21 protein-coding genes and 1 pseudogene are annotated in these 25,081 nt (G+C 41.3%); 16 read left to right on the top strand and 6 right to left on the bottom strand.

Going from position 1 to position 25,081, the window contains the following annotated elements; genetic code table 11:
• Window positions 1–139: 139 nt before the first annotated feature.
• The 11 genes from ACFSYC_RS17435 (at window position 140) to ACFSYC_RS17385 (ending at window position 12,126) form a co-directional block, all read left to right on the top strand.
• Window positions 140–2,527, top strand: a complete 2,388-nt coding sequence (locus ACFSYC_RS17435; protein WP_377130127.1) for a heavy metal translocating P-type ATPase — start codon at window positions 140–142, stop codon at window positions 2,525–2,527.
• Window positions 2,524–2,709, top strand: coding sequence for a cbb3-type cytochrome oxidase assembly protein CcoS (gene ccoS, locus ACFSYC_RS17430; RefSeq protein ID WP_377130126.1), 186 nt, complete (start codon window positions 2,524–2,526; stop codon window positions 2,707–2,709). Before ACFSYC_RS17435 ends, ccoS begins: the two co-directional genes overlap by 4 nt.
• 58 nt (window positions 2,710–2,767) lie before the next feature.
• Entirely contained in the window at window positions 2,768–4,891 is a 2,124-nt protein-coding gene (ccoN, locus tag ACFSYC_RS17425) for a cytochrome-c oxidase, cbb3-type subunit I (protein ID WP_377130125.1), read from the top strand.
• A 12-nt stretch (window positions 4,892–4,903) separates the two neighbouring features.
• Window positions 4,904–5,095: a hypothetical protein gene (locus ACFSYC_RS17420; RefSeq protein WP_377130124.1), complete on the top strand. Its 192-nt coding sequence runs from the start codon at window positions 4,904–4,906 to the stop codon at window positions 5,093–5,095.
• On the top strand, window positions 5,092–5,988 hold the full coding sequence (locus ACFSYC_RS17415) for a cbb3-type cytochrome c oxidase N-terminal domain-containing protein (RefSeq protein ID WP_377130123.1): 897 nt from the start codon (window positions 5,092–5,094) through the stop codon (window positions 5,986–5,988). Before ACFSYC_RS17420 ends, ACFSYC_RS17415 begins: the two co-directional genes overlap by 4 nt.
• A 6-nt stretch (window positions 5,989–5,994) precedes the next feature.
• Window positions 5,995–7,368, top strand: coding sequence for a cytochrome c oxidase accessory protein CcoG (gene ccoG / locus ACFSYC_RS17410; RefSeq protein WP_377130122.1), 1,374 nt, complete (start codon window positions 5,995–5,997; stop codon window positions 7,366–7,368).
• Between the two features lie 5 nt (window positions 7,369–7,373).
• Window positions 7,374–7,799 carry a FixH family protein gene (locus ACFSYC_RS17405; protein WP_377130121.1) on the top strand — a complete coding sequence of 142 codons (426 nt, stop codon included), beginning with the start codon at window positions 7,374–7,376 and terminating at the stop codon, window positions 7,797–7,799.
• On the top strand, window positions 7,796–8,485 hold the full coding sequence (locus ACFSYC_RS17400) for a sulfite exporter TauE/SafE family protein (RefSeq protein ID WP_377130120.1): 690 nt from the start codon (window positions 7,796–7,798) through the stop codon (window positions 8,483–8,485). The genes ACFSYC_RS17405 and ACFSYC_RS17400 overlap by 4 nt, the downstream gene beginning before the upstream one ends.
• A 58-nt stretch (window positions 8,486–8,543) precedes the next feature.
• A complete protein-coding gene (locus tag ACFSYC_RS17395) occupies window positions 8,544–9,275 on the top strand; it encodes a YoaK family protein (RefSeq protein ID WP_377130119.1) in 732 nt (243 codons plus the stop codon).
• A gap of 341 nt (window positions 9,276–9,616) precedes the next feature.
• Complete coding sequence (locus ACFSYC_RS17390; RefSeq protein ID WP_377130118.1) at window positions 9,617–10,075, top strand: 5-fold beta-flower protein; 459 nt, start codon at window positions 9,617–9,619, stop codon at window positions 10,073–10,075.
• A gap of 26 nt (window positions 10,076–10,101) precedes the next feature.
• Window positions 10,102–12,126 carry a copper-translocating P-type ATPase gene (locus tag ACFSYC_RS17385; RefSeq protein ID WP_377130117.1) on the top strand — a complete coding sequence of 675 codons (2,025 nt, stop codon included), beginning with the start codon at window positions 10,102–10,104 and terminating at the stop codon, window positions 12,124–12,126.
• Window positions 12,127–12,163: 37 nt separating this feature from the next.
• On the opposite strand, the gene ACFSYC_RS17380 is transcribed toward ACFSYC_RS17385, so the two are convergent.
• From ACFSYC_RS17380 to ACFSYC_RS17360, 5 genes and pseudogenes are all read right to left on the bottom strand, one after another.
• The gene (locus tag ACFSYC_RS17380) at window positions 12,164–15,352 is read right to left on the bottom strand and encodes a chemotaxis protein CheB (protein ID WP_377130116.1); all 3,189 of its coding nucleotides are present in this window, start codon (window positions 15,350–15,352) and stop codon (window positions 12,164–12,166) included.
• Between the two features lie 117 nt (window positions 15,353–15,469).
• A complete protein-coding gene (locus ACFSYC_RS17375; protein WP_377130115.1) occupies window positions 15,470–15,703 on the bottom strand; it encodes a hypothetical protein in 234 nt (77 codons plus the stop codon).
• A 413-nt stretch (window positions 15,704–16,116) separates the two neighbouring features.
• Window positions 16,117–16,440, bottom strand: a complete 324-nt coding sequence (locus ACFSYC_RS17370) for a hypothetical protein (protein ID WP_377130114.1) — start codon at window positions 16,438–16,440, stop codon at window positions 16,117–16,119.
• Between the two features lie 281 nt (window positions 16,441–16,721).
• Window positions 16,722–17,093, bottom strand: a pseudogene (locus tag ACFSYC_RS17365) (response regulator); the annotation flags it as partial.
• The gene (locus ACFSYC_RS17360; RefSeq protein ID WP_377130113.1) at window positions 17,086–18,276 is read right to left on the bottom strand and encodes a PAS domain-containing sensor histidine kinase; all 1,191 of its coding nucleotides are present in this window, start codon (window positions 18,274–18,276) and stop codon (window positions 17,086–17,088) included. The pseudogene ACFSYC_RS17365 and the gene ACFSYC_RS17360, both read right to left, overlap by 8 nt.
• A 215-nt stretch (window positions 18,277–18,491) precedes the next feature.
• Between ACFSYC_RS17360 and ACFSYC_RS17355 the strand changes: the two genes are divergently transcribed.
• From ACFSYC_RS17355 to ACFSYC_RS17335, 5 genes are all read left to right on the top strand, one after another.
• On the top strand, window positions 18,492–19,682 hold the full coding sequence (locus ACFSYC_RS17355; RefSeq protein ID WP_377130112.1) for an acetate/propionate family kinase: 1,191 nt from the start codon (window positions 18,492–18,494) through the stop codon (window positions 19,680–19,682).
• 3 nt (window positions 19,683–19,685) lie between these two features.
• On the top strand, window positions 19,686–22,070 hold the full coding sequence (locus tag ACFSYC_RS17350; RefSeq protein ID WP_377130111.1) for a phosphoketolase family protein: 2,385 nt from the start codon (window positions 19,686–19,688) through the stop codon (window positions 22,068–22,070).
• Between the two features lie 57 nt (window positions 22,071–22,127).
• A complete protein-coding gene (locus tag ACFSYC_RS17345; RefSeq protein WP_377130110.1) occupies window positions 22,128–22,586 on the top strand; it encodes a hypothetical protein in 459 nt (152 codons plus the stop codon).
• Window positions 22,587–22,599: 13 nt separating this feature from the next.
• Window positions 22,600–23,412, top strand: coding sequence for a DUF6544 family protein (locus tag ACFSYC_RS17340; RefSeq protein ID WP_377130109.1), 813 nt, complete (start codon window positions 22,600–22,602; stop codon window positions 23,410–23,412).
• 299 nt (window positions 23,413–23,711) lie between these two features.
• A complete protein-coding gene (locus ACFSYC_RS17335) occupies window positions 23,712–24,749 on the top strand; it encodes a zinc-dependent alcohol dehydrogenase family protein (protein ID WP_377130108.1) in 1,038 nt (345 codons plus the stop codon).
• Window positions 24,750–24,822: 73 nt separating this feature from the next.
• On the opposite strand, the gene ACFSYC_RS17330 is transcribed toward ACFSYC_RS17335, so the two are convergent.
• Window positions 24,823–25,081 (bottom strand): hypothetical protein (locus ACFSYC_RS17330; RefSeq protein WP_377130107.1); only part of this gene is annotated, 259 nt, incomplete at its 5' end.

Here is a 25,081-nt window from a genome sequence, read left to right as displayed (position 1 = left end):
TCATTTTACATTACTGCATTAATGGCAAAACTAAGCACCACTTAAATTATAAAAATTGACGAGCATCACATTTTGGTAACTTTTTGGTCATTCTTTATTCTCTTATATCACTGCAGTTTTGGGCGAAACATAATTGGGTATGATCAGAGGGCTTACACTTGAAAAAACTATTTGTTACCATTGCGGCGATGATTGTGAGACAGTCGCTTATACTATAGATGATAAGCACTTCTGCTGCCACGGTTGTAAAAGTGTTTATAAGCTACTATCGGCGGGCAACCTCTGCAATTATTATAGCTATAATGAGCATCCCGGCGCAACAAGGTTATGCCCCGATAAACGTTTTGACTACCTGGGCGAGCCTGCCATAGTTGACGAATTAATAGACTATAAGGATAAATACGTTACCATAGTAACTTTTTACATTCCGCATATACATTGCAGTTCGTGCTTGTGGCTGTTGGAGAAGTTGAACAAAATTAATTCGGCCGTACATTATTGCCGGGTTGATTTTTTAAAGAAGCAATTGAACATACGTTTTGATCATGAGAAAATTAGCTTGCAGCAACTAGTTGAGCTTTTATTTGATATTGGGTACGAGCCATTAATAAACCTGCAAGACGTTGTTAAAAAGCAGAACGCCGTAGATAAAGATAACCTTGTATCTAAAATTGCAGTTGCCGGGTTTTGCTTTGGCAACGTAATGCTGCTTAGTTTCCCGGAGTATTTTGGCCTGACAGTTTTTGAAGGGTCATTTAAAAATTTCTTTGGTTGGGCCAACATATCGTTTGCTATCCCCATAGTACTTTATAGTGGCAGGGGATACTTTGTTTCGGCTTGGCAAAACCTTCGCAATGGAGTTTTAAATATCGATTTCCCGCTGGCTTTGGGCATAGCAGTATTATTTATACGTACCCTTGCCGAAATACTTACCCATACAGGTGCAGGTTTTGCTGATACCCTTTGTGGTTTAGTATTCTTTTTATTAATCGGTAAGTTTGTTCAGAAGAAAACCTATCACCATTTGTCATTTGAACGCGACTACCGATCTTTTTTTCCGGTAGCTGTACATATAATCCAAAATACGGTAGAAAAGCCAATTCCGCTCGCACAATTAAACATTGGTCATCGTATAGTGATACGTAATAATGAGATCATTCCTGCTGATGCTATTTTGTTAAAAGGACACGCCCTGGTTGACTTTAGTTTTGTAACGGGCGAAGCTGTGCCGGTAAATAAAACATTGGGTGAAATAATTTATGCAGGGGGACGACAAACCGGTGAGGCCATTGAATTGGAAGTCATTAAGCCTGTATCGCAAAGCTACCTTACTCAATTATGGAACAATGAGGTTTTCACCCGCAAAAATGATAAGCGTATGCAAACTTTTAATGAAAAGGTTAGCAGATACTTCACCATTATATTACTATCAATCGCTTTTGCATCATTGATTTTTTGGTTACCAACCGATATAAAACGAGGGTTAGCCGCATTTACCGCGGTATTGATTGTGGCCTGCCCATGCGCACTTGCACTAAGCACCCCCTTTACCATGGCCGCGGCATTAAGCATTTTTGACCGTAACCGTTTTTATTTAAAAAATGTAGCAGTTGTAGAGCAATTGGCAGATATAGATACCATAGTGATGGATAAAACAGGCACAATCACCACCGGCACTAGTCACAATATCAAGCTGGAAGCCAAACTATCTGATGAACAAAAGCAATTAGTTTATAGCGTTTGCACTAACTCTACACACCCCCTTAGCCGCATGATATGCCAATATCTGGGCAATATGGAGCCACTTGCCGTAAGTGGCTATAACGAAGTTGGGGGTAAAGGAATACATGCATTTATCAAGGAGTATTTAGTGCGTGTAGGCAGTTCAAAATTTGTTTTAGATTGTGTTGAACAGGCTCCGTCCAATACCAAGGTGCATATAGCCATAGATGATAAATACCTGGGCTTTTTTTCTTTTTCGCATCAATACCGTGAGGGATTAAAAAGTATATCAGCGTTAGCAAGCAACTATGATCAGTTTTTATTATCAGGCGATCAGGATTATGAGAAAGCTGATCTGAAACAATTCTTTTCAGAAAGAAATATGCGGTTTGATCAATCGCCACAAAGTAAGCTGGATTTTATACAATCACTACAACAACGTGGCGCTAAAGTAATGATGATAGGCGACGGATTAAATGATTCGGGTGCACTCAAACAAAGCGACCTGGGTATTGCCATAACCGACAACGTAAATAATTTTTCTCCCGGAAGCGACGCTATACTCGACGGACAGTCATTTGATAAGCTCCCATCTTTTTTAAAATTTTCAAAAGATACTGTGGTTATAATTCATCTGTCGTTTTTTATATCACTTACCTATAACCTGGTAGGTTTAAGCTATGCTATAACGGGTAATTTATCGCCGTTAACTGCGGCTATTTTGATGCCATTAAGTACGGCCACTATTGTTTCATTTACAAGCCTGGCTACACGCTTTGCAGCAAAAAAAAGGAAATTGATATGAGCATTATTTACTTCCTTTTTGGCTGTAGCGTTCTACTTGCTCTGGTTTTTTTGGGCGCATTTTTTTGGGCGCAGTCGGATGGTCAGAATGATGACTTATATACGCCTTCTATACGCATATTACTTGATGACGAGGAGGATAAAAGTCCTTCAAAAAGTGACCAATATCACATAATAGACTAATTGTCATCACCTTGTCACGCGTTCAATACCAATAGTTTTACAGCAATAAAATCATCATATGCAACCCGAAAAATTTTACTATGATAACAAGACCGTCCGAAACTTTGGTATAGCCACTGTGGTCTGGGGTATTATTGGAATGACTGTTGGCCTGATTGCGGCCATACAATTATTTAAGCCTGGTATGAACATGGGCAACCAATATACCACTTTTGGCAGAATACGCCCGCTACATACCAACGCGGTAATATTTGCCTTTGTTGGCAACGCAATATTTATGGGCGTATATTATTCGCTGCAGCGGTTGCTTAAAGCGCGGATGTTTAGTGATGCGTTAAGCAAGATCCATTTTTGGGGATGGCAGTTGATAATCGTCTCCGCAGTAATAACCCTTCCTTTAGGATTAACCACTTCCCATGAATATGCCGAACTTGAATGGCCTATTGATATTGCGATTACCATTATATGGGTAGTTTTTGGTATCAACATGTTTGGCACCATATTTAAACGCCGCGAAAGGCACTTATATGTAGCTATTTGGTTTTATATAGCCACGTTTGTTACAATAGCCGTGCTGCATATTGTTAACTCATTTGAGTTGCCAGTTTCTTTATTTAAAAGCTACATGGTTTATGCCGGTGTGCAGGATGCGTTGGTACAATGGTGGTACGGACACAATGCGGTAGCCTTTTTCCTGACTACCCCGTATTTGGGTATGATGTATTACTTTCTACCTAAAATGGCTAATCGCCCAATCTATTCTTACAAGCTAAGTATACTACACTTTTGGTCGCTCATATTTATTTATATATGGGCGGGGCCGCACCATTTGCTATATACACCTTTACCCGGTTGGGCACAATCATTAGGTGTTGCATTTTCTATAATGCTAATAGCACCAAGCTGGGGTGGTATGATCAACGGTTTATTAACCCTACGCGGTGCATGGGATAAGGTCCGTGAAGATGTTATCCTGAAATTTATGGTGGTGGGCTTAACGGCCTACGGCATGGCGACTTTTGAAGGTCCTCTTTTATCATTAAAACAAATAAACGGCATAGCCCATTTTAGTGACTGGATAGTAGCACACGTACACGTTGGCGCTTTAGGCTGGAATGGATTTTTAACATTTGCCATTTTATACTGGTTAATACCCCGCATTTATAAAACGGAGCTGTACTCTAAAAAAATGGCTTCATTCCATTTTTGGGTGGGTACACTAGGCATATTGTTTTATGCCGTACCTATGTATTGGGCGGGCTTTACTCAAGGCTTAATGTTAAAGGAGTTTACTGCCGAAGGGATGTTAAAATACCCCAACTTTTTAGAAACTACTTTGCGCATTATCCCGATGCACGTAATGCGCTCAATTGGCGGTGCATTATATCTATCAGGTGTTATTGTCATGGCCTATAACCTGCTGCGTACCGCAAAACAAGGCAGCCTGGTTGCTAATGAAGCAGCACAAGCAATGCCGCTTGAACCTGCACATACTATAGCAAAAGAGGGCGCATGGCACCGTAGGCTCGAGCGCAGACCCATACAGTTTATGGTATTGGCGTTAGTAGTAATATTAGTAGGTTCTGTAATTGAACTGATGCCTACCCTAACTATATCATCAAACATACCAACCATAGCAAGTGTAAAACCCTATTCGCCATTGGAGTTACAGGGCCGTGACCTTTATATACGCGAGGGTTGTGTTAATTGTCATTCGCAAACGGTAAGGCCGTTCCGTTCAGAAACGGAACGCTATGGCGAATACAGTAAAGCCGGAGAGTTTGTGTATGACCACCCTTTTCTTTGGGGATCAAAAAGAACCGGGCCTGATTTAGCACGCGAGGGTGGTAAATATGGTAATGCCTGGCATTATAACCACTTGATGGATCCCCGGTTGATGTCGCCCGGCAGTATTATGCCCGAGTATGGCTGGTTGCTTAACCAAACATTGGATACTACAACCACCATAGCTAAGATCAATGCCATGCGCACTTTAGGAGTTCCGTATGCTGCCGGCTATGAAAAAATTGCTAACAAGGAATTGAACAAACAAGCCCAGGGTATAGCAGATGATTTAGCAACCAACCATATTAAGGTAAAAAGCGATAAAGAAATCATAGCCATTATTGCCTACCTGCAACGTATGGGTATTGATATTAAAGCAAACAAAACCGCTAATTAATTAAATACTATCATGTTTAAACAATTTACAGAAGACATATCAGGAAACCAGGTTTACCTGATATCATCACTGGGCATATTTTTAATATTTTTTATTGTGGTTACCATTATGTTAATGCTGTTGCGTAAACAATATATTGACCACATGAGCGATTTGCCACTACATGACGGAGACCATGATGCAGCTAACAACTTACTACCATGAAGTATTTGATCAACCTAATTTCATTGGCGTTAATTTTTGTGCTAACACCCGCCTATGCTGCCGATGATAGCCTGACATCCGCTGATACAAAAAATTATATTGGTTTAGGAGTTATTGTATGGGCCTTATTACTGCTACTGGTTGTATTGTTGGTATTGCTGCGCACCTTTAAAATATTAACCAGGATCATATTAAAATCAGATGGCTATACTGATGCAGAGATAATAGCCGAGATGGCGCCAGTTAAAGCGGCAAAGAAACCCACACAGCCTAAAAAAGAGTTTTGGAACAAGGTGCTCTCCCTACGGCCGCTAGCTGAAGAAAAGGACATGCTAATAGAGCATGAGTATGATGGTATAAAAGAGCTGGATAACCCAACGCCGGCGTGGTTCATGGTATTGTTTTACAGTACTATAATTTTTGCAGTTGGTTATTTATTAATATACCACGTATTTGGCATTGGCCAACTACAGTATGATGAATATAAAACCGAAGTAGCCCAGGCAGAAGTTGTTAAAAAGCAATACTTAAGTAAAGCGGCTAACCTGATTGACGAGAATACAGTTAAGCTACTTACCGAACCAGGTACTATTAAAGCGGGCGAGGGGATATTTAAGCAAAATTGTGCCGCATGCCATGGCGATAAAGGGCAAGGTGTAGTAGGGCCCAACCTGACAGATGATTATTGGCTGCACGGCGGCAGTATTAAGGCTGTGTTTAAAACCATTAAATATGGTATTGCAGCTAAAGGAATGCCAACATGGGAAAAACAGTTGTCGCCTAAACAGTTATCAGATGTATCTAATTATGTAAAAACCTTACACGGCACTAATCCCCCTAATGGTAAAGAACCGCAAGGTGAAAAGGAAGAAGAAAAATTAGCTTCAAATTAAAGTAATATGCTAAGGTTGCTGGAGGGGAAGGAAACGAATGAACGCAAGTGGGTATATCCGCTTATACGTAAAGGGGTATTATATAAATGGCGCAGCTGGATTAGTTATGCTTATTTGATCTTCTTTTTTACAGGTCCGTTTATACGCATAGGTGGCCAACCTTTATTGCTGTTAAATGTAATTGAACGCCAGTTTGTAATATTAGGTCAGGTCTTCTGGCCTCAGGATATTTTTTTGTTCGTGCTGGCAACATTGGTATTTATAGTTTGTGTGGTGTTATTTACCATAGCCTTTGGTCGTATTTTTTGCGGTTGGATATGCCCGCAAACTATTTTTATGGAAATGGTCTTCCGTAAAGTGGAAGAATGGATAGAGGGTGATGCTAATAAGCGCAAAAAACTGGACGCCGGGCCATGGACCAATGAAAAAAGGTTGAAAAAATCAATTAAACATGTTCTGTTTTTTGGTATATCTTTTTTGATAGCAAACACGTTCCTGGCTTACATTACAGGAAGCGAAAATTTAATTAAAATAATTACAGAGCCTATTAGCCTGCATTTAGTTGGCTTTGCTAGTATCATCGTATTTACCATTGCATTTTACCTGGTTTATACACTGGTGCGCGAGTTGGTTTGTACCGTAATTTGCCCCTATGGCCGCCTGCAGGAAGTTATGCTGGATAAGCAAACGTTGGTTGTAGCCTATAATGATGTGCGCGGCGAGCCACGCGGCAAACTTTCGCGGAACGACAATGACTTGCTCAATTTAAAAGGTGATTGTATTGATTGTGGTTTATGCGTATCTGTATGCCCTACGGGTATTGATATCCGTAAAGGCACCCAAATGGAATGTATAAACTGCACCGCTTGTATTGATGTATGCGATGAGGTGATGGATAAGATACATAAGCCAAGAAGGTTAATAGGTTTTTTCTCTGAGAATGGTATTCGCAATAATGAAAAACTATCCTTTAATGGCAGGATGAAGGGCTATAGTGCGGTAATTATAATTATGATGAGCGTATTATGTTATTTTATTTTTAGCCGCAGCGATATGGATATGACCGTGATGCGCAGCGCGGGAATGCTTTATCAGGAACAGCCCGGCGGATATATTAGTAATATTTATAATGCTGAAGTTATTAATAAATCAAACCACAACAAGGTTATAACCATTAAGGCCGAAGATCCGTCTATAAAAATAAAATACATTCAGGCTCCGGGAATTATTAATAAAGGCAGCGGAGTAAAAACCATGTTTTTTATAATGATGCCAACTTCAAAAATATTACAGCCTAAAACGACTATACGATTACAGCTAATAAGTGATAGGCAACTGGTACAAACCGTAAGTACAAATTTTGTAGGACCGATAAATTAAAAATCATGAACTGGGGAAAAGGAATTATAGGCGGGATGATCATATTCATGCTGTTTATTATATCAATGTGTGTGTATATGTTTTCGGTACCGGCTGATGAATACGATGAAAAATATTATGAAAAGGGGTTAAATTATGACCAGGATTATAACCGAGCCAAACAGGTTATTAAAGATAAAGCCGAACCTAAAATTGAAGCGGATAGCTGCTGTATAGAGATTACTTTTCAGCAGACTATCATAGGCCAAGTAAAATTAACCAGGCCTTCAAGCAATATAGCAGATAAAATTATTGCTATTAACAATAAAAATGGCCAACCTGTTCAAATATTAACGGCAAATATGCCCAAAGGAAAATGGCAGTTAACATTTGAATGGATTAGCAATAACAAAGCTTACCTGTATCAAAAAGAAGTATACCTTGACAAATGAACGATAACGAGGTAGCATTTTTTATTGGCTTGTTTGGCAGTGTCCACTGTGTGGGCATGTGCGGGCCCTTGGCTTTGGCCATTCCATCTTATCAAAACAACAGGTGGTTAATTGTTTTTGAGAAACTGCTCTACAACTTTGGGCGCATAATTACTTACAGTTTATTAGGGTTACTAATTGGTATTATAGGTAAGCAATTATGGATTTATGGTTTGCAACAAGGCGTTAGTATATTAAGTGGTGTGCTTATTATCATGGCAGGCCTATCCCGCATCTTTAAAGTTTATTTACAGCCTATCCGATTTTTTTCAAAACCCGTAGTGTTGTTTAATAAACTATTACATTACGCTTTAAAGCAACGGACCGGGCATTTATTTATTGGTATGCTTAATGGCTTGCTACCCTGTGGCTTTGTGTACCTGGCCATGGTAGGCGCGCTCAATACGCCATCATCATTTACAGCAGCACAGTATATGTTTTGGTTTGGAGCGGGTACTTTGCCCTTAATGCTCCTGGCTACTATAGGATCGGGTTTTATGGGTTATAGTTTTCGCAGGCGGATAAATAAAGCAATACCCTATGTAATGGTATGTTTGGGCTGCTGGTTTATTCTTCGCGGTTTAAATTTAAATATCCCCTATCTGAGCCCTGCGAAGCCATCAGCAGATAGCGCGATTTGTCAGTAGTAAACGCTGTAATAATGTCGCATATTACTTATGCGCATTACTAACTTAATACCGGATTATGTTAAGACACCTTGGCACCAAAAGAACCTACCTGCATAATGTAAAATTAGCCTCATTGCTCGGTATAACTGCCGGCTTTATAAATGCTGCAGGATTTTTAGCTTTTGGTGTTTTGACTACAAATGTAACCGGCCATGCGGCTTTATTTTCCGAAGGTATTGTCATGCAGCAATGGCAAACGGTACGTGTTATTGCCCTTTGGATGCTTCTTTTTTTGGCGGGTGCATTTATATCCAGTCTCATTCTCTCCCGCGTCGGAAAAAATCGGCAATACTCCTATGTGATACCCATAGTTATTGAAATTATAGTACTGCTTGGGGTGGCGCTGTTGGGCCATAAGTATGATAATAGTCCGATAGCTAAAGAAATTTTTGCAGGCAGCCTGCTGTTTGCAATGGGCTTGCAAAACTCGCTCGTATCTATGGTGTCGGGCTCGGTTGTGCGAACAACCCACCTTACCGGCACGTTTACTGATCTAGGTATTGAATTGGCACAGTATATCCAAAGAAAGCCCGAGGATCGTCCGGCCATATCAATCCGAATAAAGCTTCACTCAGCTATCATTTCTTTCTTTTTATTTGGCGCTCTTGTCGGTTCATATTTATTTCGGCTTTATAACTTTTATGCTTTTTTAGTCCCGGTTATTATACTTGTTTATACATTGGTATATGATGTTTTTCGCATAACACTTAAACGTTATTACAGACATTTAAAAACCCACGGTGAATAGCTATAAAAAGCTTTAGATCATCTTTCGCAAGCTTGCATCATATTCAATTAAAGCAATTACACCCGCCTTAATAGTATAAAATTAGCAATTATAGCAACCATAATTGCCACTCCAGCACATTGGAACGATCACACAAGGCTCCATAATATAGTACCATCTTTATTATCAACTAAACTTTCGTTTGTCCGTCGATTGTATTTTGGATTATCGTATTGATATCTAGTGGTATGTAGCTCAGAATGACAAGCGTCACTTGTGAACCTGTTTGTGGTCAGCTAAATATCACGCTGAATAAAGGATTTTTATGATAATTAACACTTACTTCCACTAAAAAAACGATCATGAAAAAATTGCATCTCCTATTAGTTATGGTAATAACGCTCACAACCAGTGTTGCAATGACCGCTTTTGCACAAAATGCCAAAGATCCGACCAGTAAAATTTTTATTAATGCAAAGGGTGGGATATATAACCATGCGGGAACGAAGCTTGGCTATATTGACAAAAATAATATGGTAAGAGATAACAAAGCCAAGGAGTTGTATTTTATCGACAAGGACGGAAATGTTATCGGTTCAGACGGTAGAAAATTAGGTAAGGCTAAAAAGAACGGGGCATACTATAATATTAATGGCGAGAATGTTTTGAACACAAAGGATATTGATAAGGAGAACTGCGCCATTTTAGACCCGCAGGGGCATAATTTGGGGACAGCACATAAAAATTATAAACTGCATGCTTGTGCAGCACATTGCTATTGGTTAATGAAAGCAAAAGAAAAAGCGGCGCAGAAAGTATAACTTCAATTGTCAATAAATTAAGACCTATGGATACGAGCAAAATGCACGAGGGTATGGATCACAGTAAAATGCATCATGGTAATGATGTACACAAAGGTATGTCGGAACATGATCACCACGCTATGATGATCGCAGATTTTAAAAAGCGTTTTTATGTAGTGTTAATACTTACCCTTCCAATTATGCTCCTGTCGCCCATGATACAACATTTCATGGGTGTTAACTGGGCTTTTGCGGGCTCTTCGTACATTTTGTTTGCCTTGTCCTCAGGGGTCTTTATTTATGGCGGCTGGCCTTTTTTAACCGGATTGCTATATGAAGTAAAGACAAAGAATCCCGGTATGATGTTTCTCATTGGCTTCGCCATTACCGTAGCTTATAGTTATAGTGTGGCTATTGTATTCGGGCTGAAAGGGATGGATTTCTTTTGGGAGCTGGCTACGCTTATCCTGATCATGCTTTTAGGGCATTGGATAGAAATGAAGTCTGTGATGGGTGCATCAAAGGAACTGGATTTATTGGTACGATTGATGCCGGCCGAAGCGCATTTGGTTATGCCCGATATGGTGCATGATGTAAAAACGGATACCCTTAAAGCGAATGATATTATACTGGTTAAACCGGGAGAAAAAGTCGCGGCTGACGGTATCATACTCGAAGGAGAGAGTTATGCGAATGACGCTATGCTTACAGGCGAATCAAAGCCGGTATTAAAAGTGAATGGCGATAAGGTTATTGCCGGTTCCATCAACGGTAACGGTTCATTCAAAGTAACAGTTTCCCATGCGGCCAAAGATTCGTATCTGTCCCAGGTAGTTAAGTTGGTCGACAATGCTCAGAAATCCAAATCTCAAACACAGTTATTGGCAGATACAGCGGCCAAATGGTTAACCGTGATTGCTCTGGTTGCGGGCATCTGTACGTTTTTATACTGGTATTTAACCGGCCAGACTTTGGCTTTTGCCATGGAAAGAATGGTAACGGTGATTGTTATTTGCTGCCCTCATGCCTTGGGATTGGCTGTGCCGCTGGTAGTTGCCAAATCAACCGCCCTGTCAGCTAAACATGGCTTACTCATCAAGAATAGGACCGCATTTGAAAATGCAAGAAAGATTACCACCATTGTATTTGATAAAACGGGCACCCTGACTGTAGGTAAATTTGAAGTATCGAAAGTTGTATCATTAGATAAGGACATTAAGGAAAATGAATTGATCCGACTGGCTTCAGCCTTAGAGCAAAAATCAGAACACCCTATTGCAACGGGCATCCTGAAAAAAGTAAAAGAGTTGAAACTACCGATCCCGGAAGCCGGAAATTTCAAAGCGATTACAGGTCAAGGCGTTGAAGCGATAGTAGAAGGCAAAAAGCTATTGGTGGTTAGTCCCGGTTATCTAACAGAAAATAAATTAACGCTGCCGGATGGTTTTACCGCTAATGACACGGAAACCGTGGTATTTGTATTGATCGACCAAAAATTGGTGGGGTATATTGCCTTATCGGATGAAATACGACCGGAATCAGCAGATGCCATTAAAACCCTAAAGGCTGAAAACATCAAATCCATACTGCTCACTGGTGATAATACAAAGGTAGCAGCCAGCGTAAGTAAAACGTTAGGCATGGATACCTTTATTGCCGAAGTGCTGCCACATGAAAAGTTAGAGAAGATCAAAGAACTTCAAAGTAAAGGCGAGTTTGTAGCGATGACCGGGGACGGCGTTAACGATGCCCCGGCGCTGGCCCAGGCAGATATTGGTATAGCTGTAGGTTCGGGAAGCGATATAGCCGCCGAAACGGCAGGGATTGTTTTAGTGAACAGTAATCCAAAAGATATCGTTAGCCTGATTTTATTCGGCAAAGCCACTTACCGCAAAATGATACAGAACCTGATCTGGGCAACCGGTTATAACGTAGTAGCCTTGCCACTAGCAGCAGGGGTGTTATATAACCAGGGTGTGTTACTAAGTCCTGCAGCGGGTGCGGTTTTGATGACGGTGAGCACGGTGGTAGTTGCCATCAATGCCAGTATGTTAAAAGTAAAGGCTTAATACATACCTCATGCTGCGGTTTATAGAGGGGCGGTAGTTACTTAGTAATTGTAACCGGAAGAGGTAAAAAAATGCTGAAAGTGCTGCCTTGGCCTATTTTACTTTCAACAGTCATATCGCCATTGGCCGCATCTATAATTTTTTTAGCCAGATATAATCCTATGCCCTGTCCTTCCATCTCTTTATTTACCCTTCCGTACATGCTGAAGATGATGTCTACTTGATTTTCAGCTATCCCAATTCCATTGTCATTAACAGAAATAATAATATTATTGGCGTTCTTTATTGTCGCAATATGAATCAAAGGGCTGCTTCCATTTGTAAACTTGATTGCGTTAGCTACCAAGTTAAAAAGGATACTTCGCAGGTTCTTTTTAGAGAATAAAACTTGTTTAACGTCCAAACTTTTGGTAATAATAGCGCCTGTTTGTTTGATCCTGCTTTCAAGGCTCCATTCCACATTGGCAATGATCTCTTCCAGATTTACCATTTCCAGGCTGTGCATATCCCCTTCAATCCTGGCGATGACAGAAATGTCATTAATCAGCGTTCGGAATTTTTTAACAGATGAATTAATAATTGTAATAAATTTAGATAAACCCGGATCTGTAATTTTGATTAGGTTCATCACCCCAATACTGGTTTCGATATTGGCTAACGGCGCCAGCAGGTCATGAGATGCGGTGTGAACAAAGTTATCCAAGTCTGCATTAATTCGTACCAGGCTTTCATTTTTCCGGTCCAACGCTGACTGAGCGGTTTTTAATTCTGTGATATCGTTAAAGGTCACTATCGCGCCATTCTTTTTCTGATCGATCAATTGCACATAAGGCATAGTCATGATCTGGTACCATTTGCCATTATTAGTTTCAATTTCTTTGGTGATGATCGTGCCTTCGGCTAATACTTGTTTGATATCATCAATGATGGTCTCAAATTTGATATTAGTCGAGATATTACTCAGCGGCCGGCCGATGTCTGTTTCCAGCAGGTTGATCTGTTTGACCGTGCCTGGCGAAAATTTCATTAGTAATAGTTCGTTGTTAATGAACAATTGCCCGTTGACGTTGCTCCGGAAATAGTTATTTAGGTCGTCATTGATCTCTAGTAATTCTTTATTCTTTAACTGATAGTCCGCATTGATGGTATGCAATTCTTCGTTTACCGACTGCATCTCCTCGTTCGTGCTTTGCATTTCTTCGTTAGCCGAAATCAGTTCCTCATTGAACGACTGCATGTTCTCATTCGATGCATCCAACCTTTCATAGGCAGAATGCAGTTTCACCTGTAGCTCCTTCAGCTCCTCCTCCAGGTTAAGCGTATACTGATCAAGGTATATTTTTTCATCATAACCAGTTTCGACTTTTGTTGTATCATCCTGCTGAACGTCCTCGCAGATCGTCACTAACAATAATTTTTGCTCATTCTTATTAATTTTGAGGCGACTTATCGATAAGGTAACCTTTACAACCAAACCTTCGTATTTGATCTTTATACCGCTTAAAGTAGCGGGCTGGTCCATTTTAGCAACTTTTCGCTTCAGTGTGCTAAAAGCGACCATGAGCGGCTTGGGTAATAGTTCAGAAAGATTTAAATTGAAATGCTGCTGCAAGAGATATTTTGTGCTACCATATGACTTAACGACTAAGTTGTTTTCATCAATGCATACCGACAGATAATCCCGTTCATGGGCAAGTTGAAAATTCATCGCCTCTGATACTGAATTGCTTGTGTTTAAGGTATTTTCCTCACGCTGTATTACAGGTGTCCGCTTAATATCCAGTAATTCCGGAAGCGTAAAAGCATCAAAGCTAACTTCCCGACGTGTTTTCAAGTTCTTGTATATCTTCCATTTTTTATTCGCCACCTCCAGATTCTTGATGATGGGCATCGGGTTTTCACTCGATCCTAAAAATAAGTACCCATCCATTTTTAACCCAAATAGCATCATAGAAAATATTTTCTTTTGCAGAATCGGGGTCATATAGATCAGCAAGTTTCGGCAACTAATTAAATTCATATTGCAGTATGGAGGGTTTTTCACCAGATCATGCTGGGCGAAAATTACCATGTTGCGTATTTTAGGTCTTACCCGATAGCAATCGCCTTCTTTAATAAAATATTTTTCCAGCCGTTCTTCAGATACATTTTTTGCAATATCCTTGTTGTAAATGCCCTTTACGGCAAATTCCATGGCCACATTATCAATATCAGTCGCAAATATTTTGACAACTATATCCTTATATTTTCCGTTAAGCTGTTCCGCGACTAAAATAGCCATCGAATAGGCTTCCTCACCCGTTGCGCAACCGGCAACCCAAATTTTCAATTCTTCACCAGGCGCAACTTTATCAAGAACTGTAGGTAATATTTTCTTTTCAATGAAGGTAAAGGCCTCTTTATCCCTAAAAAAGGAAGTTACACTGATCAGAAAGTCCTTAGCCAGCGCCTCAACCTCATCAGTGTTAGATTTCAGGAAGTCGAGATATTTCCCCAGTGATAAAAAATTCCCCTGGATTGCTCTGCGTTTGGTTCTTCTAAGTATGGTAGGCAGTTTATAATCCGAAAAATCAAGAGGTGAGCTCTCTTTTATCAAATCAATGATTGCTGTGATGAATTTTTCATCCTGAGGGTGTTCTGTAAGCAGATCGAAACCCTCTTTTACATAATCTTCAATGGCATCCGGCATTACCGCCGGCTCCAATATAAAATCTACTACACCGGTCGCTATTGCATGAGCGGGCATACTGCTGAAATCGGTTGTATCAGGGTTGCGTACAATGACCATCCCGCCGGCTTTTTTTATATTTTTCACCCCTTCGGTCCCGTCAGACCCCAAACCCGAGAGAATTATACCTATGGCTTTATCTCCGTAATCTTCGGCCAGTGAGTTAAAGAAAACATTTATGGTAAGATGCGGACCTTTGATGTTTTCCTTATCGCTCAGGCGCAAACGACCACCTTTGATGGTCATAAACTTATCATTGGGGATCAAATATACCTGGTTGCTTTCTATCGCTACCCCATCCTCCGCTTCCGAAACCACCAGTTTACTATGTTTGCCCAATAGCTCTACCATCCGGCTTTTAAAATCAGAAGACAAGTGCTGGATGATCACATAAGATACACCGTCTAAGGGGGTATGATCAAAAAAGCAATTAATTTCTTCCATCCCTCCGGCAGAAGCGCCGATAGCAATGATGTGATGGGGGTTAATAGTATGCATTGAGATGGGCTAAATAAGATTAAAGGGAAGCAATATTGATTTTGACAGGAGAAATCAGCATATCAAATGTACAACTATTAAGCAGCAATTTCTTTTTCTAAGCAGAATAACAGTTATTTAACTTAGACGCTTTTGAACTTCAAAATCCTGCTGGAAGTAGAAAGAGTTGTCATTATGTTGCCACTCTAAGATCAGCTTCCATTTTCCTGACTGGCAAGTGCCGATAGGTATCTCCAGTAAACCGTCATTATCAATCAATATCACTTCGTTGATGGACAAAACCTTATTTAAATGAACCAAACTGGCCTTGCCCTTAAACGGATGGCTAAAATTGAATTTCAGGAATTTCATAAATACTTATTGACCAATGTGGAACAAATATGCTTAGGATACACCGGCAAAAACATGACACCGCGCATTAAATAATTTGATGTAGGTCATTAAGGCGTTTCCAATAAAGGGCGTCAAACCCCGCAAGTGAAGCTACGGTTTACGCGATGTAACAATGTCTCCGGTATTCAGAAACGGTTAATCCCCCTTCGGAAATGTAACCGTTAAGGCAACCCGTTTGATCACTTCCGGGAACAATACATTGACAACGTCATAAACGTGGCAAATTCATTACCGGGCTGGAATCTTACTTGTCATCAATATAATCCGGAAATTCTTTTTTTAACAAATCGAATAATTCCTTTCAGCGCGTAGTGGCCGTACATTTACAATAGTTTCATGTCGTTTACTTTTTAATTAATTTTTTAGGTGGATCAAGAAACCTGCAAAAGCCAATTATCCTTATTTGTACGGTCAAGGTCTTTGATCATTTGTTCTGCAATTCCCTGCAACTCATCAATGCTATTACTGGCACCTCTGGTTATTATATATTTAATACCTACTGCGTATAATTTATGTGTAATGTCTTTGGAAATTTCGAGTCCGTTGGGCAGGATGATGGCTTCTTTGCCTTCCGCATAATGAATCGTATCCACACCCAGCGGGTTAGCAATGAGTGTGATTTTATGCTTTTTTTTATTGGCTTTGGCAAAGTATTCTTTCTCAAATGCCTGAACACTATAAGCAACCGCTTTCATAAGTATTGTATTTATCTACAAATTTAAGCTTGGGAAACGAAAAATGCGTGCGCGGCGTTGCAGATAAAAATGACACTCGTCAGTTTTTCATTTTGGCGAGACGGTCTAATTTCAATAATGGTTATTACACGCCCTTTTTTGTCAATTAAGCGTTTGTCCTTAAAATCGGATAATGTCCGGTTCACGACTCGGTTGCCATACCGGTTAGCGCGGCTTGACCATCTTCCTTGCTGATTAAGTGGTAGAGCCGATCAAGTTACTTGCTATAAGCTTTTATCTATCTCTTGCTTTTTAAGACGTGTATCAATCGCATTTAGCAATTCCATATCATCAAACGGCTTTGTTAGATAGTCGTCCGCGCCCATATCCATGCCTTTGCGCAGATCAAGCCGTTCCGCCCGGGCAGTTAAAAAGATAAAAGGAATATTTACTGTTTCGGGATTTTTATTCAAGATGTATAATACCCCATAACCGTCCAGTTCAGGCATCATAATATCGCAAAGTATTAATGCAGGTTTATGCTTTGCTGCAAGTTCAACCCCCGCTTTGCCATTGGAAGCTTCATAAACTTTGAAACCCGCAAGTTCCAGAACTTCGATGACATTTTCACGGATATCGTCATTATCTTCAATAATAAGCAATGTTTTACTCATGATTCGGAAATGAAATTGTAAATAGTGTTCCTTGGTTTACTTCACTTTTAAAATCCACCGTCCCATTCATCAAACCAGCGTAACGAGTTACAATGTTTAGCCCCAAACCAGTACCGGGTATTGTGCCCGTATTATGTGCCCGGAAAAATGCTTCAAAAAGGTGTTTCTGATCGGCTTCTGGAATGCCTATGCCATTATCTTTTACAGTGATGAGGCAACGGTCATCGTTAATCTCCGTATTAAAATCGATAAAAGTGTTTTCGCCAGAATACTTTATGGCATTGGTGATGAGATTGTTGATACAATTCTTCAGTAGATTCTGGTCTAGCCGGACCATGCTTTGTGTGCCTTGATGAAGGTAGATGATATTCTGGTTTTTTTTTGCCATTACCTGCATTTCCTCTGTGATCTCCTCAGCAAATTTAACAAGGTCAAAATCGGTATAGGTCACCTCTTCTTTACCGGCTTCTAGCTTTTCGAGAGAAAGAAAGTCGTTTAAGATGGTAGTAAGGTTAGCGACGGCCTTTTTAATTTTTCCGACGTGCTTTGTAATATGCTCACTTTTAAGCGGTTCAGCGTATTTTTCAATAAGCGAAGCGGATAATTTAACCGAAGTCAGCGGGGTCCGGAACTCGTGGGATGCCATGGAAACAAAGCGACTTTTCAATAAACTTAATTCTTTTTCTTTATCCAGCAGGACATTCATTTCCTCTTGAGCTAGTTCCAAAGCCTGCACGGTCTTTTTAAGGGAATGTGTACGTTCCTCTACCTGTTCTTCCAAATGTGCCGCGTAATCTTTCAGCTTGCCCTCGGCTTCCTTTTCCTTACTCAGGTCGTGAATAAACCCGGTGAAAATCCGGCGCCCAGAAAATTGAACTTCACTTAATCCCAACCGAAATGGAAAAATTGTGCCATCCTTCTTGAGCCCCAATACTTCTCGACCAACGCCCATAATATTTGCCCTGCCCGTAGTCTGGTAGCGCAAAATAAAACTATCATGCTGGCTCTTATCAGGATCTGGCATCAACATACTGATATTTTCTCCTATCACCTCATCCGGCTCGTAATCAAACAAGGCACATGCTGCAGGATTGATTAGTTCTACTGTTCCACTTTCATCAATGGTAATGATACCATCTATCGCATTTTGTATAATGGCAATTAATAGCGCGGTATTTTCCATAAATAGTGGGGGAGTTAATTTAAATGATCGCCGAAATAATTGTCAGCTAATCAAAGGCCTATACCTGAGCAATTGCAGCTAATTTAATGATTTTCGGTGTTATAAGCGATGAAAAACGGTTTTTGTTACTGTCAAAAGAAATAATGACGGCCATCACTTCCAATCGGGGCGGAGGTCATTTAATAATGAATGCAACTTGAGTAGGTTTGTTTTTGATGAAAGTCCGATCAGACAAATATATTTTAGTGATCAATTGCGGCTCTTCGAGTCTTAAATTCAGCATGCACCATTTTAATGACGCTGAGTTGAAAATATCAGGGACGATTAACGGCATTGGTGACAGAACCTCTTTTTTTATTTTAGAAGATAATCAAGGGCAGGAAACTTCGCATAAAAAGGTCAATTTTGATAATATGGAAGGGGCAGTTGAGGCTTTTATTCAATGGCTCGAAAGCCAGCCCTTTTCTGTTACCGCTATCGGCCATCGGTTGGTACAGGGTGGGCCGGATCACCGCGACCCGGAAATAATCACAACTAAGCTTTTAAAGCGGCTTGATGAATTTATTTATTTGGCGCCCAACCATCTGCCCGGCGAACTAAAAACGATCAAAGCTTTTCAAAATGCGTTTCCCCGCATTCCGCAAGTGGCTTGTTTTGATACTGCATTTCACAAACCTCTACCTCTAGTTGTCAAACACTATCCATTACCTAAAACCTACCAACATAAAGGGCTGATCAAATATGGCTTCCATGGATTGTCTTACGCTTATATTCTGCAAAAGCTGGTGGCTGAAGATCAAACGACCTTAAACAAGAAGATCATCATCGCACACCTAGGGAATGGTGCCAGCATGGCCGCTGTGGAAAACGGAAAATGCCTGGATACCACTATGGGTCTTAGTCCCACTGGCGGCTTGGTGATGGGCACCCGTTCGGGAGACCTTGATCCAGGCGTGATCATCTTCCTGTTGAAACAATACCATTTAACCATCACCGAACTAGACGATCTGCTTAGTAAACAATCCGGGATGAAAGCTATTGCCGGAATAAGCGATATGCAGGAACTCTTAGCAAAAGAAACTATCAAGCCAAAGGCTGCTTTGGCCATACAGATATTTTGCTACCACGCCAAAAAGCAAATTGGCGCTTTGGCAGCGGCACTGGGAGGATTGGACCTGCTGGTTTTTACAGGGGGCATAGGCGCTAATTCACCTGTTATACGAGAGCATATTTGCCGGGATCTCAACTTCCTGGGTATTGAACTTAACCAAAGAGCCAATAACAAAGGCCAGGAAACAATTTCTTTAAATACCAGCCGTGTATCGGTTCGATGTTTAAAGACTAACGAAGAGTTGATGATTGCAAAAGCAGTGCATCATGTTTTAAATCATAGTATCAAACACTAACTTATGGAAACCGTGTTAATAAATATAGAAACCGAAGCCATAGCACCGGAATTGCTTCAAAAAATTGATGCTTATTGGCGGGCTGCTAATTATCTTTCAGTAGGGCAGCTTTATCTGCGGGATAATCCATTGTTGAAAAAACCTTTAAAACTAGAGCATATTAAAAACATGCTTTTGGGGCATTGGGGCACCACACCGGGGCAAAATTTTATATATACGCACTTGAACAGGATTATCAACAAGTATGATCTGAATATGCTTTATGTATCCGGGCCAGGGCATGGGGGGCCAGCTGTAGTTGCAGGCACATATTTGGAAGGAACTTATACTGAGGTTTATCCTCACATTTCACACGATGAGGCCGGGCTTAAAGAACTATTTACCCAATTCTCGTACCCGGGTGGAATTTCCAGTCACGCCTCGCCGCAGGTTCCAGGTTCCATTCATGAAGGCGGCGAGCTGGGCTATTCCTTAAGCCATTCCTTCGGTGCCGTGATGGATAATCCCGACCTGATCGTAGCCTGTGTTGTTGGCGATGGCGAAGCCGAAACAGGCCCCTTGGCCACCGCCTGGCATTCTAATAAATTTCTGAACCCGCTTAATGACGGAACCGTTTTACCCATTTTACACCTCAATGGCTATAAAATATCCAACCCCACTGTATTGGCACGGATACCGCATAAGGAATTGTACCAATTATTTAGCGGTTATGGGTGGAACCCCATATTTGTAGAGGGCGACGACCCGGAAACTATGCATAAGGATATGGCTAAAGCGCTTGACTATGCCGTTGACCGGATAAAGCAGATAAGATATGAGGCGGAACATCCAAATGGCGAACGCCCGCGCTGGCCAATGATCATATTAAGGTCCCCCAAAGGCTGGACGGGGCCAAAAGAAGTAGGCGGCTACAAAATTGAAGGGAATTTCCGTTCGCACCAAATCCCGCTTGCTGTTTCAGCATCAGCGCCACCAGAGCATTTGCAACTTTTAGAAAGCTGGATGAAAAGTTACCGGCCAGAAGAACTTTTTGACGCATCTGGAAAACTAAGGCACGAACTAGCTGAACTTGCGCCCAAAGGGAACCGGCGCATGGGCGCCAACCCACATACAAATGGCGGACAATTGCTGCGTGACCTGCTCATGCCCGATTTTAGAGATTATGCGGCAACGGTTGCTAATCCTGGCGTAAATGGCGAAGGTGATACATATGTTTGCGGCAGGTTTCTGCGGGATGTAATAAAAGCCAACCAGGCAAAAAGAAACTTCCGGATCTTCGGCCCGGATGAAACGGTGTCTAATCGCCTTGATGTGGTATTTGAAACAACCAACCGTCAATGGGATGCAGCTATTGACCCACATGATGAATTCCTAGCCCCGTCAGGAAGTGTTATAGAAATGCTGAGTGAACACCAATGCGAAGGCTGGCTTGAGGGTTACTTGTTAACCGGCAGGCATGGCCTGTTTAACTGTTATGAAGCATTTATCCATATTGTAGATTCCATGTTTAACCAACATGCCAAGTGGCTGAAAACCACATTGGAAATACCGTGGCGCAGAAAGATCGCATCTTTAAACATCCTGCTAACCTCTACCGTTTGGCGGCAGGACCACAATGGATTTACCCACCAGGATCCCGGATTTATTGACCATGTGGTTAACAAGAAAGCCGGGATCGTGCGGGTTTATTTACCGCCGGATGCTAATTGCCTGCTTTCGGTGATGGATCATTGCCTGCGCAGCTACCATTATGTTAACGTCATTATCGCAGCCAAACACGCCGCGCCTCAGTGGCTGAATATGACCGAAGCGGTGGAGCATTGCACAAGGGGCATTAGTATCTGGAATTTTGCGAGTAACGACCAAAATTGTGAACCGGATGTGGTCATGGGATGTTGTGGCGACGTCCCGACTCTGGAGACGCTTGCAGCCATTTCCATTCTTCATGAACATTTACCGGAACTAAATATCAGGGTGATCAATGTTGTAGACCTTTTTAAACTTCAAAATAGTTCAGAACATACACACGGCCTTTCAGACAATGACTATAATGAACTATTTACGACCAATAAGCCTGTAATTTTCGCTTTTCATGGTTATCCTTATTTAGTTCATCGCCTTACTTACAATCGTGCCAACAATGTAAATATGCACGTGAGGGGGTATAACGAGGAGGGAACAATTACCACTTCGTTTGATATGACGGTGCTTAACCAACTTGACAGGTTTCATTTGGTAATGGATGTAATAGACCGCTTACCTCAAACCGGTAGCAAAGGAGTTTATCTGAAACAACTTTTGCAGGATAAGCTGATCGAGCATAAGCAATATATTAAAGCAAACGGTAAGGACATGCCGGAGATATTGAATTGGAAATGGAAGAGTTAGCAGCCAACGGTGCTGAAGGTTTCAGTAACTGTACGCGCTAATAAAAGTTTCCAAATTATGAGCACAAAAACAGCGAGGAATACACTAATGTTCTTATTAGCTGCACTTGGGGCAGGGGCAATATTTGGCGGGGCGGTACTGATCATTTCGCCATCAGGCAAGTTATTCGGAATGCCGCTGTACCTCTTGAAAAATTCGCCGTTCCTTGATTTTTTGCTTCCCGGCCTCATCCTGTTCCTCCTGCTTGGTCTTGCTCCCGGCCTGCTTGTCATCGCCTTATTAAGAAAAACGGAAAGCGCATTTGCAGAAAAGTTCAATATGTTTAGTGATATGCGCTGGCAATGGGGCTATACCATCTATATGGCCTCTATACTGATCGTTTGGATTCAAGCAGAAATGTTTTTTATGCAGGCGGTACACTGGTCGCACGCTTTATATATGGTTTGGGCCATGGCTATTATTTATATGGCATTATTGCCACAGATCAGAAACCTATACCGGCTCAAACACTCGTAAAACCCAAAGGATTATGGTTATATCACTCTCTATATTCGCCGTCCTAGTCCTGTTTTATTTAGCACGAAAAGTTTATCTGTCCAGGCAATATGGCGACGAAGTTATATCGCTTTTTGCTAATTCAAAGACCATTGCTGAACAACTATTTGATTATGCGCAGCTATCCGGAATGCCCGAACCTGTACAACGTTATTTTAAGTATGCGCTGAAGCAAGGCCAGTCGTATATATCTTACGCCAGAATAAAACACGATGGCCAATTTAAGACAGGAGCGGATAAAGATTGGGTAAACATTCAAGGCGAACAATACGCTACTACACAAAAGCCTGGTTTTATTTGGAAAGGCACTACGACAATGTTTACGGCCCGTGATATATATATTTTGGATAAAGGCCGATTGGTTGTCGAACTCTTCGGGCTGATTAAGATCGCTGGTGGTAAAGGCAAGGCATACGATCAGGGCGAATTGCTACGGTGGCTTGGGGAAAGTGTCTTATATCCGACTAACTTACTGCCCGGCAGAAACCTACAATGGTCCGCTATTGATGCCCACACCGCTAGATTAACTTTCAGTTACAATGATTTAACCTTGTCTTACAGGGTTACGTTTAACGATGCCGGAGAAATCGTTGAAATGGAAACGAAGCGTTATATGGATAGTAGCCATTTAGAAACCTGGATCATAAAAATGGCAAACTATCGGGAGATGAATGATGTAATGGTGCCAACTTCCTTTGAAGTAATCTGGAGATTAAAAGAAGGCGATCTCTGTTACGCTAAATTTAACGTAAATGAGATAGAGTACAATAAACCTGAACGTTTTTAAAAAGTTTCTGATGGAACCCTGTTTCACCATTTAATAGTTTCTGGCACTTAGGTAGCGAAGAAGCGCTTCAGAAAACGCGGACAACCAATTGATGGCTTTGATTGGATATTCATTATCGTTATTACTTACCGCGTAAGCGCTGAGCTATCCAAAGGTGGTTTACAGAAAAATAAATAAGGCCTTGATCAAATAATGGATTCATGACATAAAACATTTTTAGCGATGATGCGCGACATTTTTAAGGAAGAGAGTGCGTGTACATTTGATACAGCTTATTCCAGCTACTTAAATAATATCTGATGAAAGCATTAGTGTATCACGGCCCCGGTAACAAAGCCTGGGAAGAAAAATCAAAACCCAGTATAATTAAACCAACGGATGCTATCGTAAAAATCCTCAAAACAACGATATGTGGAACAGATCTGCATATTATGAAGGGTGATATGCCTGAAGTGGAAGCGGGCCGGGTCTTAGGCCATGAGGGGGTCGGGATTATAGAAGAGGTTGGGAATTCCGTGGGTAATTTTAAAATAGGCGACCATGTGATTATCTCGTGTGTAACGTCCTGCGGAAAATGTGAATATTGCAAAAAAAGCATGTACTCCCATTGCGCGGATGGCGGGTGGATATTGGGTTATATGATTGATGGATGCCAGGCCGAATACGTCAGAATACCCTACGCCGATAACAGTTTATACCTGATCCCGGCGGGTGCAGACGAAGAAGCCTTAGTGATGCTGAGTGATATTTTACCCACCGGTTTTGAGTGCGGTGTATTGAACGGCCAGGTGAAGCCCGGTGATACAATTGCCATTGTCGGCGCCGGTCCGGTTGGCATGGCGGCGCTTTTGACCGCTCAATTTTATACCCCGGCCGAGATCATCGTAATCGACCAAGATGATAATCGTCTGGAAGTTGCCAGAACTTTTGGTGCCACGCATACAATCAATAGCGCCAAGGTAAATGCTATCGAAAAGGTTATGGAATTAACTGGCTCGAAAGGTGTTGATACCGCCATTGAAGCGGTTGGTGTACCGGCGACTTTTGAACTTTGCGAGGAGATCATCGCGCCGGGAGGGCACATTGCCAATATAGGTGTTCACGGAAAAAGCGTCAGCCTTCACCTGGAAAAACTTTGGGACAGGAATATCACCATCACTACCCGTTTAGTAGATACGGTTACAACACCTATGTTGCTAAAGACTGTGCAATCAAAGAAAATACAGCCGAAAAAATTGATAACCCATCGTTTCAAACTAAATCAAATGATAGCGGCCTATGACACTTTCGGTAATGCTGCTGAAGAAAAAGCTTTAAAGGTTATCATCGAGGATTAACGGCTATGCAACCTGGGTATTTCAAATACATTTTTTTATCTCTTTTGCTAAGTGCGTCCCTGGTTGGTTGTGGTCAGCAGAGCACAAAAACAAACCTGACCGACCCATCGGCCAAAACCTGGGATAAAACGATCCCGGGAAGTTTTAGCGGACAATCGAAACTCATTTTTGATAGTTTGGCTATTGCCCGGTTTTTTAAAATATACCCTGATGTGAAGGAATATAGAGTGCCGGTTTGATATTCCGGGGATGTTGACCACCTGATTCCGTGGCAAAGTGACCATGCAATTAGCTGGCGAACGATAGCAGCGAGAGCTGTAAAAACGTTTTCA

Origin of the sequence: Mucilaginibacter antarcticus, assembly GCF_042686155.1 — a bacterium.
Taxonomy (GTDB): domain Bacteria; phylum Bacteroidota; class Bacteroidia; order Sphingobacteriales; family Sphingobacteriaceae; genus Mucilaginibacter; species Mucilaginibacter antarcticus.
The sequence above is the reverse complement of the archived record's forward strand: the minus strand, read 5'-3'. Positions and strand labels throughout refer to the sequence as shown.

Bases quoted from the DNA above. Each gene is read 5' to 3' on its own strand.
- ACFSYC_RS17375 (WP_377130115.1), bottom strand. From the start codon at position 15,703: ATGAAATTCCTGAAATTCAATTTTAGCCATCCGTTTAAGGGCAAGGCC.
- ACFSYC_RS17360 (WP_377130113.1), bottom strand. From the start codon at position 18,276: ATGGAAAATACCGCGCTATTAATTGCCATTATACAAAATGCGATAGAT.
- ACFSYC_RS17405 (WP_377130121.1), top strand. From the start codon at position 7,374: ATGAACTGGGGAAAAGGAATTATAGGCGGGATGATCATATTCATGCTG.
- ccoS (WP_377130126.1), top strand. From the start codon at position 2,524: ATGAGCATTATTTACTTCCTTTTTGGCTGTAGCGTTCTACTTGCTCTG.
- ACFSYC_RS17385 (WP_377130117.1), top strand. From the start codon at position 10,102: ATGGATACGAGCAAAATGCACGAGGGTATGGATCACAGTAAAATGCAT.
- ACFSYC_RS17335 (WP_377130108.1), top strand. From the start codon at position 23,712: ATGAAAGCATTAGTGTATCACGGCCCCGGTAACAAAGCCTGGGAAGAA.
- ACFSYC_RS17370 (WP_377130114.1), bottom strand. From the start codon at position 16,440: ATGAAAGCGGTTGCTTATAGTGTTCAGGCATTTGAGAAAGAATACTTT.
- ACFSYC_RS17355 (WP_377130112.1), top strand. From the start codon at position 18,492: ATGAAAGTCCGATCAGACAAATATATTTTAGTGATCAATTGCGGCTCT.
- ACFSYC_RS17340 (WP_377130109.1), top strand. From the start codon at position 22,600: ATGGTTATATCACTCTCTATATTCGCCGTCCTAGTCCTGTTTTATTTA.
- ACFSYC_RS17400 (WP_377130120.1), top strand. From the start codon at position 7,796: ATGAACGATAACGAGGTAGCATTTTTTATTGGCTTGTTTGGCAGTGTC.
- ACFSYC_RS17390 (WP_377130118.1), top strand. From the start codon at position 9,617: ATGAAAAAATTGCATCTCCTATTAGTTATGGTAATAACGCTCACAACC.
- ACFSYC_RS17420 (WP_377130124.1), top strand. From the start codon at position 4,904: ATGTTTAAACAATTTACAGAAGACATATCAGGAAACCAGGTTTACCTG.
- ccoN (WP_377130125.1), top strand. From the start codon at position 2,768: ATGCAACCCGAAAAATTTTACTATGATAACAAGACCGTCCGAAACTTT.
- ccoG (WP_377130122.1), top strand. From the start codon at position 5,995: ATGCTAAGGTTGCTGGAGGGGAAGGAAACGAATGAACGCAAGTGGGTA.
- ACFSYC_RS17350 (WP_377130111.1), top strand. From the start codon at position 19,686: ATGGAAACCGTGTTAATAAATATAGAAACCGAAGCCATAGCACCGGAA.
- ACFSYC_RS17415 (WP_377130123.1), top strand. From the start codon at position 5,092: ATGAAGTATTTGATCAACCTAATTTCATTGGCGTTAATTTTTGTGCTA.
- ACFSYC_RS17395 (WP_377130119.1), top strand. From the start codon at position 8,544: ATGTTAAGACACCTTGGCACCAAAAGAACCTACCTGCATAATGTAAAA.
- ACFSYC_RS17380 (WP_377130116.1), bottom strand. From the start codon at position 15,352: ATGCATACTATTAACCCCCATCACATCATTGCTATCGGCGCTTCTGCC.
- ACFSYC_RS17345 (WP_377130110.1), top strand. From the start codon at position 22,128: ATGAGCACAAAAACAGCGAGGAATACACTAATGTTCTTATTAGCTGCA.
- ACFSYC_RS17435 (WP_377130127.1), top strand. From the start codon at position 140: ATGATCAGAGGGCTTACACTTGAAAAAACTATTTGTTACCATTGCGGC.